The 15,294-nt window shown below is 62.6% G+C and carries 14 protein-coding genes; 9 read left to right on the top strand and 5 right to left on the bottom strand.

Going from position 1 to position 15,294, the window contains the following annotated elements; all coding sequences use genetic code 11:
• Positions 1 to 125 precede the first annotated feature (125 nt).
• The gene (locus tag O4H53_RS17920) at positions 126 to 521 is read right to left on the bottom strand and encodes a RidA family protein (RefSeq protein WP_269365971.1); all 396 of its coding nucleotides are present in this window, start codon (positions 519 to 521) and stop codon (positions 126 to 128) included.
• 86 nt (positions 522 to 607) lie between these two features.
• Here O4H53_RS17920 and O4H53_RS17915 point away from each other — a divergent pair, with 86 nt between their 5' ends.
• Positions 608 to 1,327 carry a helix-turn-helix transcriptional regulator gene (locus O4H53_RS17915; protein WP_269365969.1) on the top strand — a complete coding sequence of 240 codons (720 nt, stop codon included), beginning with the start codon at positions 608 to 610 and terminating at the stop codon, positions 1,325 to 1,327.
• Positions 1,328 to 1,350: 23 nt separating this feature from the next.
• Here O4H53_RS17915 and O4H53_RS17910 read toward each other — a convergent pair whose 3' ends face one another.
• Both O4H53_RS17910 and O4H53_RS17905 read right to left on the bottom strand, forming a co-directional pair.
• Complete coding sequence (locus O4H53_RS17910; protein ID WP_269365967.1) at positions 1,351 to 2,136, bottom strand: 2-keto-4-pentenoate hydratase; 786 nt, start codon at positions 2,134 to 2,136, stop codon at positions 1,351 to 1,353.
• Positions 2,133 to 2,912, bottom strand: coding sequence for a hydroxypyruvate isomerase family protein (locus O4H53_RS17905; RefSeq protein WP_269365966.1), 780 nt, complete (start codon positions 2,910 to 2,912; stop codon positions 2,133 to 2,135). Before O4H53_RS17905 ends, O4H53_RS17910 begins: the two co-directional genes overlap by 4 nt.
• Positions 2,913 to 2,984: 72 nt before the next feature.
• On the opposite strand from O4H53_RS17905, the gene ilvD reads away from it, so the two are divergent.
• The 8 genes from ilvD to O4H53_RS17865 all read left to right on the top strand — a co-directional run bounded on the left by ilvD (position 2,985) and on the right by O4H53_RS17865 (position 12,592).
• A complete protein-coding gene (gene ilvD, locus O4H53_RS17900) occupies positions 2,985 to 4,739 on the top strand; it encodes a dihydroxy-acid dehydratase (RefSeq protein WP_269365964.1) in 1,755 nt (584 codons plus the stop codon).
• Positions 4,736 to 5,623: an NAD(P)-dependent oxidoreductase gene (locus O4H53_RS17895; RefSeq protein WP_269365962.1), complete on the top strand. Its 888-nt coding sequence runs from the start codon at positions 4,736 to 4,738 to the stop codon at positions 5,621 to 5,623. Before ilvD ends, O4H53_RS17895 begins: the two co-directional genes overlap by 4 nt.
• 50 nt (positions 5,624 to 5,673) lie before the next feature.
• Positions 5,674 to 6,720, top strand: coding sequence for a TRAP transporter substrate-binding protein (locus tag O4H53_RS17890; protein WP_269365960.1), 1,047 nt, complete (start codon positions 5,674 to 5,676; stop codon positions 6,718 to 6,720).
• Positions 6,721 to 7,145: 425 nt separating this feature from the next.
• Positions 7,146 to 7,658: a TRAP transporter small permease gene (locus O4H53_RS17885; protein ID WP_269365958.1), complete on the top strand. Its 513-nt coding sequence runs from the start codon at positions 7,146 to 7,148 to the stop codon at positions 7,656 to 7,658.
• Entirely contained in the window at positions 7,658 to 8,959 is a 1,302-nt protein-coding gene (locus O4H53_RS17880) for a TRAP transporter large permease (protein WP_269365956.1), read from the top strand. Before O4H53_RS17885 ends, O4H53_RS17880 begins: the two co-directional genes overlap by 1 nt.
• A gap of 2 nt (positions 8,960 to 8,961) precedes the next feature.
• Positions 8,962 to 9,504, top strand: a complete 543-nt coding sequence (locus O4H53_RS17875) for a MarR family winged helix-turn-helix transcriptional regulator (RefSeq protein WP_269365954.1) — start codon at positions 8,962 to 8,964, stop codon at positions 9,502 to 9,504.
• Between the two features lie 332 nt (positions 9,505 to 9,836).
• Entirely contained in the window at positions 9,837 to 11,960 is a 2,124-nt protein-coding gene (locus tag O4H53_RS17870) for a PAS domain-containing hybrid sensor histidine kinase/response regulator (protein ID WP_269365952.1), read from the top strand.
• A 206-nt stretch (positions 11,961 to 12,166) separates the two neighbouring features.
• Entirely contained in the window at positions 12,167 to 12,592 is a 426-nt protein-coding gene (locus tag O4H53_RS17865) for a VOC family protein (protein WP_269365950.1), read from the top strand.
• A gap of 334 nt (positions 12,593 to 12,926) precedes the next feature.
• Here the strand turns inward: O4H53_RS17865 and O4H53_RS17860 are convergent, their stop codons facing one another.
• Positions 12,927 to 14,111 carry an aromatic amino acid transaminase gene (locus O4H53_RS17860; protein ID WP_269365948.1) on the bottom strand — a complete coding sequence of 395 codons (1,185 nt, stop codon included), beginning with the start codon at positions 14,109 to 14,111 and terminating at the stop codon, positions 12,927 to 12,929.
• Between the two features lie 74 nt (positions 14,112 to 14,185).
• Entirely contained in the window at positions 14,186 to 15,223 is a 1,038-nt protein-coding gene (locus O4H53_RS17855) for a zinc-dependent alcohol dehydrogenase family protein (RefSeq protein ID WP_269365946.1), read from the bottom strand.
• Positions 15,224 to 15,294 lie beyond the last annotated feature (71 nt).

The following is a 15,294-nucleotide window of genomic DNA, read 5'->3' as shown; positions in this document are numbered from 1 at the left end:
TTGTGGCTGGCGTCGTGGAAGAACGATTTCGTTGTTTCGGGGGGAGCGGGTGCAGGAACGTGCTTTTTCAGCAGCCTGAGGCACGCCGACCGGAGCCGGCTGCCTGCCCCTGCCTTCAGACCGCCTCAGGCACAGGCGGTTGCCTCGATCTCGAACAGCAGACCGGGGATGGCCAGACGGGTGACGCCAAGCAGGGTCATCGGCGGGGCACAGCGGGCGGCGCCGAAGCGCATGCCCAGCAGATCGAAATGCTTCAGCGCCTCATCCACATCGGTGGTGTAGATGGCCAGTCGTGTGACATGGCCAAGCTCCATGCCTGCGCCGGACAGAACCGCTTGGAGATTGTCCAGCGCCAGACCGATCTGGCCGCGCATGTCGCCCGGATGCCGGGGATTGCCTTCTGCATCCACGGCGGTCTGGCCGGCGCAGATCAGCTGGCGCGATGCGCCTTCGATGATTTCGGCCTGATTATAGCCCAGTTTCAGGGACCAGTCCCAGGGGTTTACGGCGGTGCGTTGCATGTCGGTTTCTCCGGTTTGATGTCATTGGAGAATCCCTATGTTCAAATGGTGCCAAATTTTGTCACCAAATGTGCTAGGCTGCGGAAATGGATATTCGCAGCCGTCATGACGCCATCATCCGCAGCCTGCGCCGCAGGGGGACCGCGACGGTTGACCAGCTGGCCGGCGAGGTCTGCGTTTCGCGCCGCACGGTGCTGCGCGACATCGGTGCCCTGCGCGAACAGGGATTTGTCATAGATTCGGAACCGGGGCGCGGCGGCGGTCTGCAGCTTGACCCGCAATCCATGCAGACAACCGCGCGGCTGGCGGTGACGGAGGTTTTTGCGCTGCTGATCAGCGTGGCGGCGATGCGGGCGGCGGGGCACCTGCCCTTTTCCGATCTGGCCGATGCGGGGCTGGCAAAGATCGAAAGAACCCTGCCCCGCGACAAGCTGCGCGACCTGCGCCGTTTTCTGGACTGCCTGCATGTGGGCAAGCTGTCCCCGTTGCAGGACCTGTCGGACATGGGCACGATCGACCCTGCATTGCTGCCCGCCTTTGAAACCGCGTTCCTGCAGCGCCGCCATCTGCGGTTCGACTACTGCGATGCCAGGGGAATTGAGACACGCCGCGAGGTCGAACCGCAGGCGATGCTGATCCTGCCGCCGCTGTGGTATCTGGTGTCATGGGATCCCGCACGGGGCGATTTCCGGCATTTCCGGATGGATCGCATCACGGGGCCCGTGCTGGTCGAAGGGACAGCGTTTCGCCAGCGGCATGTGCCGTTCGGGGAGGATGTCTGCCCCTACAGCGCATTGCCGCGGTGAGGTTGGCCGGCCGGCCCGCGCGATCAGCTGAGCGTCAGCGCCGCGGTGCCGAGCCGGGACATCTGGACTTCGATCCGGCCCTTGCCCTTGTGATACCAGATCGGGCTGTGGGTGCCGCAGAACACGACCTGGCCCGCCTCAAGCGCAAAGCCGCGCGCGGCCAGGTGGTTGGCGATCCAGGTCACCGCATCCAGCGGGTCCTGCGGGGCGGCGCCGGTGACGTCGTGCACGATCTCACCGTCGATGTGCAGGGTGGTTTGCAGGTCACCGACGTTCAGGTCTTCGGGCGCGAGGCCCGGTCCGCCGACCACCGCGCCGACGTTGGAGATGTTCTGGGCAATGGCGTCGGGGATATGGGTGTTGGGCATGTCGGTGTGCCGCAGGTCCAGAAGCTCGATCCCCGGCACGAAACGGTCGATGGCACCCATGACCTGCGCGCGGGTGAAGGGGGTGTCTTGCGGGTTGAGGCCCGTTTTCATCACCGCGACGATCTCTGGCTCAATGGCGAATTCGGTGTAATCGGCCACATTCAGGGATGCCTCGCCATCAATACGCTGGCTGGCGAAAATGCGGCCGGTTGCAGGTTCGCTCAGCTTGAAACGTGCCATCAGCTGCTGCGAATTCGCGGCGATCTTCCAGCCCGCAACCGGGCCGCGCACCGCGGGGTCGGACAGGGCTGCGGTCAGCGCGTCCTGAATGGCATAGGCCTGTGCCAATGTGCGCGGCGGGTCCTCGGCATAGGGGTCAAAGGCATTGCCCTTCAGCACATCGTCGAAAATCTTCTGCGTCAGCGTCCGGAGGTCCGTCATGCCATCATCCTTTTGAAATCCGTGATCCATTCAAGCGCGTCGCCGGTGTTTTCCAGGGGCCGGTACTCGGCAGAGACCTCTGCATCGTAGCCGGTGGCGCGCAGGGCCGCAAAGGCAGCGGGAAAGTCGATCATGCCGGTGCCGGGTTCGTGGCGGCCCGGCGTGTCGGCGAATTGCACATGGCCGATCCGCGCGCCTGCGCGGCGGATGGCGGCAGGCAGGTCCGGTTCGGTGATGGCCATATGGTAAAGGTCGAACTGCAGCGCCAGATTGGGGTGGTCTATCTCCTCCAGCAGGTTCAGCGCAGGGTCGAGACCGGAGAGGAAGAACCCCGGCACATCATCGCGGTTCACCGGTTCGACCATGACCTGCACACCGATTTCGGCCATGACATCTGCGGTATGGACAAGATTGGCCTTTAACACCGCCAGACATTCCGCAGGGGAGGCGCCCTCGGGCGGCCTGCCGGAGAGCACATTGACCTTGCGCACGCCCAGTGCCGCGGCCTGTCCGGCGCAGGTGGCAACGGCGGTGCGGAAGGCGTCCTGTTCACCGGGCAATGCGGCAAGGCCGACGGCGTCACCCGGTCCGCGCGGCACGTTGATCAGGGTGATGGGCATGGCCAGCGCCTGAGATGCCTCCTTCAGGGGTTCAATTTCGGCCAGTTCGGGGAACTGGATTTCGACGCCCTGAAACCCGGCGTCCCGCGCGGCGCGCAGCCTTTCGATCAGTGGAACTTCGCAGAACATCATCGAGATGTTGGATATCAGCTTCATGTGTACCGCCCTGGATTCATTGTTGACAGAAAACGGGATTCGGTGGTTTGGTTCAAGCATAAACCTTCTTTCATGAAACTTTCTTTGGAGGCGGCAACCATGGCATCGTCTGACAAAAAGCCACTTCGTTCGCGAATCACGACGGATGGCATCGACCGCAGCCCGCACCGCGCATTCATGCATGCCATGGGGCTGGACGACGCCGCGATTGCCAGGCCGATGGTGGGGGTTGTCAGCCAGAAGGGTGAAACCACGCCCTGCAACATGACCCATTACCAGCAGGTCGAATATGCCAAGGAAGGCATCGCGATGGCCGGTGGCACGCCGCGCGAATTCACCACGATCTCTGTCTCGGACGGGGTGGGGATGAACCATGAGGGCATGAAGTTCAGCCTGGTCAGCCGCGAGATCATCGCCGACAGCATCGAGGCGGTGATTCATGGCCATGCCTATGACGGCATCGTCGGCTATGGCGGCTGCGACAAGACTTTGCCCGGCGTCATCATGGGCATGGTGCGCTGCAATGTGCCCGCTGTCTTTGTCTATGGCGGATCGGCCCTGCCCGGGCGGTTCCAGGGCCGCGATGTCAGCGTTCTGGACACCTATGAAGCGGTGGGCGCGGTGCAGGCCGGCACGATGACCGAAGATGAGCTGACCCAGCTTGAAGAGGCCTGCAAGCCGACCATCGGCGCCTGTGCGGGCCAGTTCACCGCCAATACGATGGCCATGGTGTCAGAGGCTTTGGGCATGACGGTGCCCAATTCCTCGATGATCCCCGGCGTCTATTCGGAACGCAAGGGCGTGGGCCAGCGTGCGGGCGCGCTGGTGATGGAACTGATCGAACGGGGCGGCCCGCTGCCGCGCGAGATTGTCACGCGCAAGGCGCTTGAGAATGCCTGCGCCATTGTGGCGGCGACCGGCGGGTCAACCAATACCGCGCTGCATATTCCGGCGATTGCCCATGAGGCGGGCATCAAGTTTACCGCCGATGACGTTGCCGCGGTGCTGCAGCGGACACCCTTCATCGGCAACCTGCGTCCCGGCGGGAAATACCATGCCAGGGATGTCTATGAGATCGGCGGCGCGCATGTGGTGATCAAGGAGCTGATCGCCCATGGGTTCATGCATGGCGATACGCTGACCGTGACGGGCCGGACCCTGGCCGAGGAGGTCGCCCATGCGCCGGCACCGGATGGTGAGATCATCCGCCCCGTGTCCGACGCCATCATGCAATCGGGCGGCGTGGTTGTCCTGAAGGGGAACCTTTGCCCGGATGGGGCGCTGCTCAAGGTGGCGGGGCTGAAATCGCTGACCTTTACCGGCACGGCGCGCGTGTTCGAGAGCGAGGATGACGCAGTGGAGGCGGTCCATTCGCGCGACTACAAGGCAGGCGAGGTTCTGATCGTGCGGAACGAAGGACCCGTGGGCGGCCCCGGCATGCGCGAAATGCTGGGCCTGACGGCGCTGATCTATGGGCAGGGCATGGGAGAGAAGGTTGCCCTGCTGACCGATGGCCGTTTCTCCGGCGCGACGCGGGGCATGTGCATCGGCCATGCCGCGCCCGAGGCTGCGACCGGCGGCCCGATGGGGCTGGTGCAGAACGGCGACAGCATCACCATCGACGGCAAGGCCGCGACGATCACGCTGGACGTGTCAGAGGATGAACTGGCCCGCCGCCGCGAAGGCTGGACGGCACCGGAAACGCGGCATCGCGCCGGTCTGCTGTCGAAATATGCGGCGACGGTGGGACAGGCCCATGAAGGTGCCGTGACCCATGCGGGCAATGCGCAATGGCCGGAAACCCGCAGGAAAGGAAAGACGACATGACCAAGACGGCAACACTGGGCTATATCGGCACCGGTCTGATGGGGACCCCCATGGCGGCACGGCTGCTGGCGGCGGGCCATCCGCTGACCGTCTGGAACCGCACAGCGGCCAAGGCGCAGGGGCTTGTGGACAAGGGTGCCGCGATGGGGGAAAGCCCCGCCGATGTGGCCGGCCGGTCCGATATCGTGTTCCTGTGTCTTACCGACACAAATGCCGTGGAAGAGGCCGTTTTTGGCGAAAACGGCGTGGCCAGGGGCGCGCGCAAGGGCAGCGTTCTGGTCGATTTCTCCTCGATCCAGCCGGATGCATCGGTCAGGATGGCGGAGCGGCTGAAATCCGAGACCGGGATGGACTGGATCGACGCGCCGGTTTCGGGTGGCGTGCCGGGGGCCGAGGCGGGCACGCTGGCGATCATGGCCGGTGGCACGCAAGAGGTCTTTGACCGGGTCGAGAGCACCGTGCTGGACATGGCCGCGCGGTTTACGCTGATGGGGCCTTCGGGGGCCGGGCAGACCACCAAGCTGTGCAACCAGGTCATTGTCGGCTGCACCATGGCGGTGCTGGCCGAGGCCGCGCGCCTTGCCACCAATGCGGGTGTGGACGCCACGCGGCTGCCGGAGGCCCTGGCGGGCGGGTTTGCGGACAGCAAGCCCTTGCAGATCTTCCTGCCCCGCATGGTCAATGCGCAGCATGAGCCGCCCCTGGGGCATGTCTATACCATGTTGAAGGATCTGGATTCGGTCTGTGCGCTGGCGCGCTCCTGCACCTCGCCGGTGCCCTTCACCGCCATGGCTGCGGAACAGTTCCGCCTGCTGACCGTGCGCGGCGGCGAGACGGCGGATGCCCTGGAAATCTTCAAACTGAGTGGGCCGAGCAAGCTTTGACAATTTTGACGTAAGCGCGGCGAAGGCCGCAACACACAAGGGAGAGTAAGATGAAACACTTTACGACCTGGACATTGGCGGCGGCCATGACTGTCGCGGCATTGCCCGCATTGGCGCAGGACACCAAGACCATGCGGATCGGGTCCTGGCTGCCGCCGCATCACCTGATCGTTTCGGGTATCCTGCAGCCCTGGGCCACGGCCATCGAAGAGGAAACCGGCGGGTCGCTGAAGTTCGAGATCATGACATCGCCGCTGGGCCCGCCGCCTGCGCAGTTCGACCTGTTGCTGGATCAGGCCTTTGACGTCGGCTATGGCGTGTCCGGCCATAACGCGGGCCGTTTCACCATGACGCAGGTCATGGACCTGCCGTTCATGTCGCCCGATCCCTGGGCCGGCTCTGCGGCCTCCTGGCTGACCTACCAGAAGTACGGCGCCGAATATGGCGAGCATGAGGGCGCGCATGTGGTGGGGCTGTTCACCCATTCGAACCCCAACATCAACATGGCAAAGGGCCGGGTCGACACGCTTGCCGATCTGGAGGGCAAGACGATCCGCGTTGGCGGCAATGTCACCGGGCGCATCATGTCCGAACTGGGCGCATCGCCGGTGCAATTGCCCCCGACCGAAGCGCAGACCGCCATGTCGCGCGGTGTGGCCGATGGCATCACCTTCCCGTCTGAATCCATCGACTTTTTCGGCATCACCCCGGTCATCTCCTCGATCACGCGGATTCCCGGCGGGCTTTATACCGATACCTTCTGGGTCGCCTTCAATCAGGACAGCTGGGACAGTCTGAGCGATGAGGAACGCGCCGCGGTCGAGAAACATTCGGGCATGGCCATCGCCATGCTCTCCGGCTTTGCCTGGACCAATGGCGACAAGCATGGCGAAGCGAAGCTGAACGAAAACAATGTGGAATTCGTGACCCTGCCCGAGGCAGATGTCGCCGCCGCGCGCGAAAAGCTGAAGCCGCTGGAGGCCGAATGGCTGGCGCAGGCCTCGGAAAAGGGCTTCGACGGGGATGCGATCCTGCAATATGCGCGGGACATGGTCGAGAACTACCGCACGGACAAAGTGGTGAATGTGGTAAAGTAACCCTGTAAGGCTCTGGACCCATTAATTCTATATGCTCAGTTTGACAGATTTTTTTCGCAGACCAGGAACATCTGCGCAGGAATAGTGGTTCTATTCCAAGCAGATGTGACGCCTCCTCTCGGGACATTGCTGCGCAATGCCCTGCCGGGCAATGGGCTGCGGGAAAATCCGTCAAACCCGTCACGCCAAAGGCGTGCCTACATGACTCGGCGCTCCTTTGGAGCGACGGGCGGCGATTTCACTTCATTTCAACGTCTTGGGTCGCTTGCAAATAGAGCCACTATTGGCTGCACGCCCCAAACCATTGAAATCTCGTGAAATCACCGCTGAGTATATAGAATTAATGGGTCCAGAGCCTAGGCGGCATTGCAGAAGGTGCCGCCTTTTTCATTCCGTCACCCGCGCGCACCGGAGGGAAGATCACCGTGACAGCCGCCATTACCCTTTTTGACAGATTGTGTCTGGCGCTTGCCTGGCTGTCCGGGCTGATCGCCTTTTTCGTGATGGCTGTCACCTTTACCGGTGTCGTGATGCGGTATGGGTTCCGCAGTCCGCTGATGGGCGGGTTCGAGATGATCGAGATCGGCATGGGGCTGATTGTCTTTACCGCCGTGCCGCTGATGGTGCGCAGGCGGGGCAACATCACCGTGACGATCCTGACCGAGCGGCTGCCCCCGAAGGTGCTGGCGGTTGCAACCTTCCTGTCGGATCTTGTGGGTGCGGCGCTGATGGCCTTTGTGTCCTGGCGGGTCTGGCTGCAGGGTGAGCGGCTGCTGACCTATAACGAGGTCACGATGGAACTGCGGGTGCCCAAGGGGTTGATTGCCCAGGGCATGGCGGTGTTTCTGGCGGTTGCCGCCCTCGCCTTTCTCATCTGTGCCATTGATGTGCTGAGGCGGGCGCGTCCCGCCGTATCCGAGACGGGCGGTGGTTTCTGATGGCGGTCTGGGAAATCTCCGGTCTGGCCTTTGCCGGGGTCTTTGTGATGATGATGGGCGGCATGCCCATTGCGCTGGCGATGCTGTTGGTCGGCCTGTCGGGCATCTGGATCAATATTTCGGACCGCACCGCCATGGGCATGATCGGCCAGCTGCCGATCAACGCCACGATGTCCTATGAGCTGTCGGTTTTGCCGATGTTCATCCTGATGGGGGTCTTCGTGACACGGGCACGGATGTCGGAGGATCTCTACCGGCTCTGTCACGGGTTCGTGGGGCATATGCGCGGCGGTCTGGCGGCGGCGACGATCCTGGCCTGCGGCGGTTTCTCGGCGCTGAGCGGCTCTTCGCTGGCGACGGCGGCCACGATGGCAAAGGTCGCCGTGCCGGAGATGCGCCGCTATGGCTATGCCGATGGTTTCGCGGCCTCTGCCGTTGCGGCGGGCGGCACCCTGGGCATCCTGATCCCGCCTTCGGTGATCCTTGTGCTTTACGGGATCGCGACCGGGACGGACATCGGCTCGCTGTTCATCGCGGGCATCCTGCCCGGTGTGCTGGCGATCCTGCTTTACCTGGCGGCGATCCGGATTGCCGCGCAGATCGATCCTGCCTGCGCGCCTGCGGCCCCGCGCGCGGACTGGGCCGAACGGCTGCGATACCTGCGCAGCGTCGGGCCCATCCTGCTGCTTTTCATCGGCATCATCGGCGGGCTTTACCAGGGTGTCTTTACCCCGACCGAGGCGGGGGGCGTTGGCGCAACCGGCGCGCTGGCCTTTGCCCTGTGGCGGCGCGCCCTGTCCTGGGAGGGGCTGATCGCCTCGCTGGTGGAAACCGTGACCACCACGGCCAGCCTGTTCCTGGTGCTGATCGGGGCCCTGGTCTTTTCCAACTTCATGAACCTGATCGGCCTGCCCGCCGCCCTGTCGGATCTGATCACCTCGCTGGGCCTTGGCCCGATGGCGGTGATCTTTGCCATCCTCGTGATCTATCTGTTTCTGGGCATGTTCATGGAAAGCCTCTCCATGATCCTGCTGACCATCCCGATATTCTTTCCCATCGTGACACAGATGGGGTTTGATCCGATCTGGTTCGGGATCTTTGCGGTGATGGTGACGGAACTTTCGCTGATCACGCCGCCGGTGGGGCTGAACCTTTTTGTCATCAAATCCGTCATCAGCGACCTGTCGGTCGGTCAGATGTACCGGGGGATCCTGCCATTTGTTCTGGCTGATATTGTCCGGATCATTATCATAATTGCTTTCCCATGGATCGTGATGGTCCTTCCTCTGATGGCGCGGTGAATATGGACAAGAAGACATACGATGCAGCTCCGGGGATCAGGGATGGCGACGTGCTGTCCTATGGGTCGGTACAGGCCCCGGACACCGACACATTGGACCATGGCATTTTGCACGAATTCATCGGTATGTATCTGCGCCGCGCCCATGAGACGGCATATGAGGATTTCCGGGCGCGTCTGGGCGATGATGCCCTGCATCCGGGTTATTTCACCATCCTGACCCTGATCGTGCGCAACCCGCATATCAGCCAGACCCAGATCGGCACCGCCTCGGCGCGCGACAAATCCAGTGTGACCAAGGCGCTGCGGTGGATGGAAGACGAGGGGATGATCGTGCGTCTCAGATCGGCCAGCGACCGCCGGATCCATCTGAGCGTCGCCACCGAAAAGGGCATCAGGCAGCAGGCCATGATGGAGGCGAAAGCCATCGGGCACCTGCAATCGCTGAATGATGCGATCGGCAGCGAAAGATATGCGACCTTCATCGCCACGCTGAAGGATCTGATCCGCAACCTGGAAAGCGCCGCATCCGCAAGGGGCGACTAGGCAGAACGCCGCCGATCACTGCCACCCCGACCCCGAACAAGCCTGAGGCGCCGGAAGGGACCCATACCAGTCTTCGCTGCACTGGATGATCATTTTGGTGGCGGCCGACGTCCATCCAGACCCAAGAACTCAGGCAGGGCTGGCTTGTTGACGAGAATGCAAGAAGTTGAGTCTATGCATGCGCCCATGCGAGGTTCACGACAAACCACGGGGGCCTGGCAGGGGCATTGGCCGGGGTGGTCATTGCATCCAATTGAATGTGTCGGCTTGAAGTTGAAAACAAAAATCTCGACTATGCATAATCCCCGCGCCCTCAAACGAGGCTTGAGAACATGAAATTATCGAATTTGCACAGGCCGTTGCTGCTGCTGGCCGCTGTCTGTGTCATTTTCGCGATGGTGTTGCTCGGCCAGCGTTTTGTCTATTATGAGCGTGCATCCTATACATTGCCGCGCCTGTTTCTGCTGCTTGAACGGTCAATCGGCTATGCCGGGTTCATCCATAATTTCAAGAATCACGTGCTGCGCCCCGACGAGACGGGGTATCTGGACGCGGCCCTGGAAGACTACAACATCGCTGTTGTCGCGATCTCAGAGATTGAAGTTCAGGCCGCGAATTTGGGCATTAAGGAACAGATGACCGACCTGAGGTCGACTTTGGCGACCTATCGCGAAATGCTGGATAGGACCCGCGACATACGGGATCAGCTGACAATTGCCGAGGTCGATGAGCGCGTTCGCGTATCGGATACGGACGCCGCGCAGAGCATCAAAGAATTCGAACGCAAGATTCTGGATGTGATGGCACGCCGACGGGCCATCCTCTATGCCGTGGCCCTTCTGTTTGCATCTTCCGTCGTGGCGGGGGCCCTGGCGGTTGCCGTCGTGCAATCAAGACGGCGCCGTCAGGCCGAAACCGACAAGCTGAAGCTGCAGGAGCAGGAAACATTTCTTCTTCAGGCGGAACGCATCGCCCGGCTCGGGCGCTGGAAATCCGACCTCAAGGGCGATCTCTACTGGTCCGAAGCCGTGGGCCGGATCTGCGGGCTTGAACCCGGAAATTTTCCGACGACGGTCGAAGAGGGCTGGGCCTTTGTCCTGGAGGAGGACCGGGCCAAGCTGCGCGCAGCGGTCGATCTGGCGCAGGCGGAAAAGGGGCAGTTTTCAAACCTGCACCGTATGCGGCGCCCTGACGGGTCGATCGTGAATGTCGTCGACAGCGGAGAGGTCATTCTGGATGCCGGGGGAGAGATCATAGGCATGGCCGGCACGCTGCAGGATGTTTCCATGCTGGTCGATATGGAAAACGAACTTCGCCAGTCGCAAAAGATGGAGGCCATCGGCAATCTCGCGGGTGGCATGGCGCATGATTTCAACAATATCCTCGCCGTCATCCTTGGAAATCTGGAGCTGCTGCAGACTGAACCCGATTACGCCGGGCATGCGGATTACATAGAAAACGTGATTGATGCGACGCAGCGCGGTGCCGACCTTACCCGGAACATGCTGGGTTTTGCGCGCCGTTCACATTTGGAACCGACCCTGCTGCAGGCCAATGACATGATCCGCGATGTGTTGAACTGGTCGAACCGGCTTTTGCCCGCGAACATTCAGATCGAGACCTCGCTGCTGGCGAACCTGTGGCGATTTACCGCCGATGAAAGTCTGGCCAAGAACGCGCTTTTGAACCTGATGCTGAATGCGCGGGATGCCATGCCCGACGGTGGCCGGCTGACGATTGAGACCGCCAATGTCCGCATCGACAATGAATATATCGAGGACCGTGGCGAAGATCTGGTGCCGGGGCGCTATGTGATGATAGCGGTCAGCGATACCGGCGTCGGGATCGGGGAAGAAGATTTGAAACGGGTATTCGAGCCGTTCTTCTCGACCAAGCCGACCGGCCAGGGGACGGGGCTTGGGCTGTCCATGGTTCAGGGCTTCATGAAACAGTCGAACGGGACGGTCCGCATCTATTCGGAGAGGAACACCGGCACGACGCTGAAACTGTATTTCAAAGCGGCCCTGGAGGGTGGCAAGACCAGGGCGGCCGCTGCCCTGCCCCGGGATATATCGCATCTCGCGGGCAAGCGGATCTTGCTGGTCGAAGACAACGCCGACCTTCTGATCGCGCTTGAGGATATTCTGGTGCGGGCCGGCATCGAGGTCACGACCGCACCCTCCGGCGACGATGCAATGGCCCTTTGGGAAAAGGACCCGAGTTTTGACCTGATCGCGACAGATATTGTCATGCCGGGGAAGTTGCAGGGCACCCATCTGGCGAAAGCCATTCGGGCGATGGACCCCGACGCCGCCTTCATCTTCATGTCGGGCTATGCCAATGAGGCCATGGTCCACGGCAACGGCTTGCACGCCGATGACATCCGCCTGATGAAACCCGTGCGACAGGTCGATTTGCTGAACGCTGTCGCATCCGTGATCGCGAAGCGGGGTTGAAAACAGGCCCTGCCGTTTGTCGGGAAGCTGACCTGCCCTTCTTGACCGGCGCCGGGGCGCTGTCTATCCTTGACGGGTCTGAAACAGGTCAGGCTCGGGAAGGTTGGCCCGGCCCCCGCGCCCTGCGGGTCCTTCTGCTGATTGTCAGCGGCCCAAGACTATCCAGGCGTCTGCATGGTGCGGGCGCCGATAGGAAAGGGCATGACATGAAACCCGGAATATCCGTTCTCACACTTGGTGTCGCCGATCTCGAACGTTCGCTGGCATTCTACCGCGACGGCCTCGGGCTGCCGACAGAAGGCATCATCGGGCAGGAGTACGATCATGGCGCGGTTGCGTTTTTCGACCTGTCCGGCGGCATGAAGCTGGCCCTGTGGGCGCAGGCCGACATTGCCCATGATACCGGGCTGGCGGTGCAGCCGGTCAGCCCGACAGCGGTCACCATCGGGCATAATGTGGCGCGGCGCGAAGAGGTGGATCAGAACCTTGCGGCCGCGGCACAGGCCGGTGCCAGGATAATCAAACCCGCACAGGACACATTCTATGGCGGCTACGCGGGCTATTTCTGCGACCCTGACGGGCACCTGTGGGAAATCGTCTGGAATCCGCAGATGCTGCCGCCGGAGGGGTAACGGGCCCCGCGCCCCGGTCAGTGCCGATGAAAGCGCCCCGCCTTAGAGCGCCCGACCTTAAACCCGAGACATGAATACCCTGCCGCGCCTGCGGCGCTCTCGGGACATTCATGTCGCTGGATGCTTCAGGGTAAAGGTCGGACGCTTTAAGCTTGAGTAGCCCATACCCTGCCGCGCTGTGCGCATTCGGGACATTGGCGATTTGATTTGTCTCAGGTCAAAGCCGCCTCCTGATGCCGGAACGGTGTATCGCCGGGGCATGTTGCCGGATCTGGTGTGACCTGCAAAAGGTGTAGACCAGGTCAGTCGCGGCCCGCGCCGGGGATGGCACCGGCTACGCCTGCGCCCTCACCGCATGTACGGCACGGATCAGCCAGCCGATATCGCCGGAGCCGAGGCGCGCGACGTTGACCCGGCCGCCTTTGACGACGTGAATGCCATGCTCCGCGGTCAGCGCCTTTTCCTGACCCTCTGTCAGCGGCAGCAGGGAAAACATCCCCGATTGCCGGGCGAAATAGGCCAGCTCCTGCGTGCCGAAATCATTCACTTCGGTCTCTGCGATAGCGGTACGCACCTGTGCCACGCGGGCGCGCATCTGGTCCAGTTCCTGCAGCCAGAGCGCCTTTAACACCTGATCCTGCAGGATGGTACGTACCACGGATGGGCCGTGATCGGGGGCATGGGACGCGCTGGCGCGCACGATGGCAGAGACGGCGCGGTGCATGCGGGCGCGGTCGGCTTGCCGGGTTTTCACGAACAACGCCCCGGCGCGGTCGCGGTAGATGCCAAACGATTTGGAAAGCGTGACGCAGACGATACATTCGGCAAAGCGCGCGGCGACCTGCCGGGCCATGGCGCAATCCGCGTCAAAGCCCTGGGCGAATCCGAGGTAGGCAAGATCGATCCATGGGATGATCCCGCGCGCCTCCAGCAGATCGAGCAGGGCGGCAAACTGCTCTGGCGTCATGTCGGCGCCTGTCGGGTTGTGGCATACGCCCTGCATCAGGAAGACATCGCCGGGCCGGGCGGCATTCAGCCCCGCCAGCATCTGATCAAAGGTAATCTGACGCGCAATCGGATCGTAATAAGGCACGGCAGCAAAGCGGGCCCCGGCTGCGCTCAGGATCGGGACGTAGTTGCCGTAGGTCGGCGTTTGCAGCCATACGTTGGGCGGTTCAGGCATCTGCGCCAGCAGGTCCGCCATGACCCGCAGGGCCACGGCCCCGCCCGAGGTCTGCGCCGCAACCCAATCCGCACCAAAGGCCGCGCCCAGAATTTCCTGCCCCAGCACCGCGCAATATTCGGCGTCGCCGGTCAGGGCGAGGTAGGATTTTGTCATCTGCGTCTCGACCAGCCGCCGCTCCGCCTCCTTCACGGCGCGCAGAACCGGTGTTTGGCCGTCCTGGTCCTGATAGATCCCCACTGTCAGGTTGAGCTTGTCGCGGCGCGGGTCCTGGGCAAAGTAATCCGCCCCGATCATGATGGGATCGACCGGGTACTCCTCTAGTTTCTCGAACATGCCCCAGACCTTTCGCGCTGCCCTGGCGCGGCGGGCATATTGCCGCCGTCGGTGAAACCAATGCCACCCATGGTTCAGAACCGGGTGATGACCGTGGCACCCACGGATTGAAACTTGTCCATGTTCATCAGGGCCTGCGGTGCCTCGGCAAGGCTGATCCGGTCGCCCACCAGCCGCGCGGGATCCAGCTTGCCACTGGCCACCATGTCCAGCATCGCGCCGTAGCGGTGCGCCTGCATCCCGTGCGAGCCGAGCAATTCGATCTCCTGCCCCACGATCCTGGGCATGGGAATGGCCGGGGCCGCATGTTCGCCCAGCATCAGGCCGACCTGGATGTGTTTGCCCCTTGGCCGCAGGCAGAGGATGGAGTTGGTCATGGTCACGGTATGGCCCAGCGCATCGAGGGAGACATGCGCCCCGCCGCGGGTGATCTCCCGGATTGCCTCGGGGACATCGGCCTCGCCCCCGTTGATCACGGCCACGGCACCCAGTTTTTGCGCCAGGGCCAGCTTGGCCGGGTCGAGGTCCACGCCGATCACATTGGCCCCGGCGGCGGTGGCGATCATCACCGCAGAGAGCCCCACGCCGCCGCAGCCATGCACGGCCACCCATTGGCCCGCCCTGACCTTGCCCTGATCAATCACGGCGCGGAAGGAGGTGGCGAAGCGGCAGCCAAGGCTGGCCGCCGTGGCGAAATCCATCGTTTCGGGCAGCGCCACGAGATTCAGATCGGCCTGATGGATGCCGACATATTCCGCGAAAGAGCCCCAGTGGGTGAAACCCGGCTGTTCCTGATGCAGGCACACCTGCTGATGGCCTGCGTGGCATTCCGGACAGCTGCCGCAGCCGCAGATGAAGGGCACGGTCACCTTGTCCCCCACCTTCCAGTTGGTCACATCCTTGCCCACCGCTTCGACCACGCCGGCCAGTTCGTGGCCCGGCACATGCGGCAGATCGACGTCGCTGTCATGGCCCATCCACCCGTGCCAGTCGCTGCGGCAGACACCTGTGGCCGCGACCTTCAGCACCACGCCATGCGCCTGCGGGCTGGGATCAGCCACCGTGACCAGCCTGGGCGCTTCTTGGAACTTTTCGAACATGAGGGCTTTCATGGCGGGGCTTTCGTTTTGGAGTGTGAATCGGGGTGATCATAGCGTTCAGCAGGGAAACAACTTTGCCAATC

Source organism: Sulfitobacter sp. G21635-S1 (genome assembly GCF_027213915.1).
GTDB lineage: Bacteria > Pseudomonadota > Alphaproteobacteria > Rhodobacterales > Rhodobacteraceae > Sulfitobacter.
Note: the sequence above shows the minus strand (reverse complement) of the source record. Positions and strands in the feature narration are given on the sequence as shown.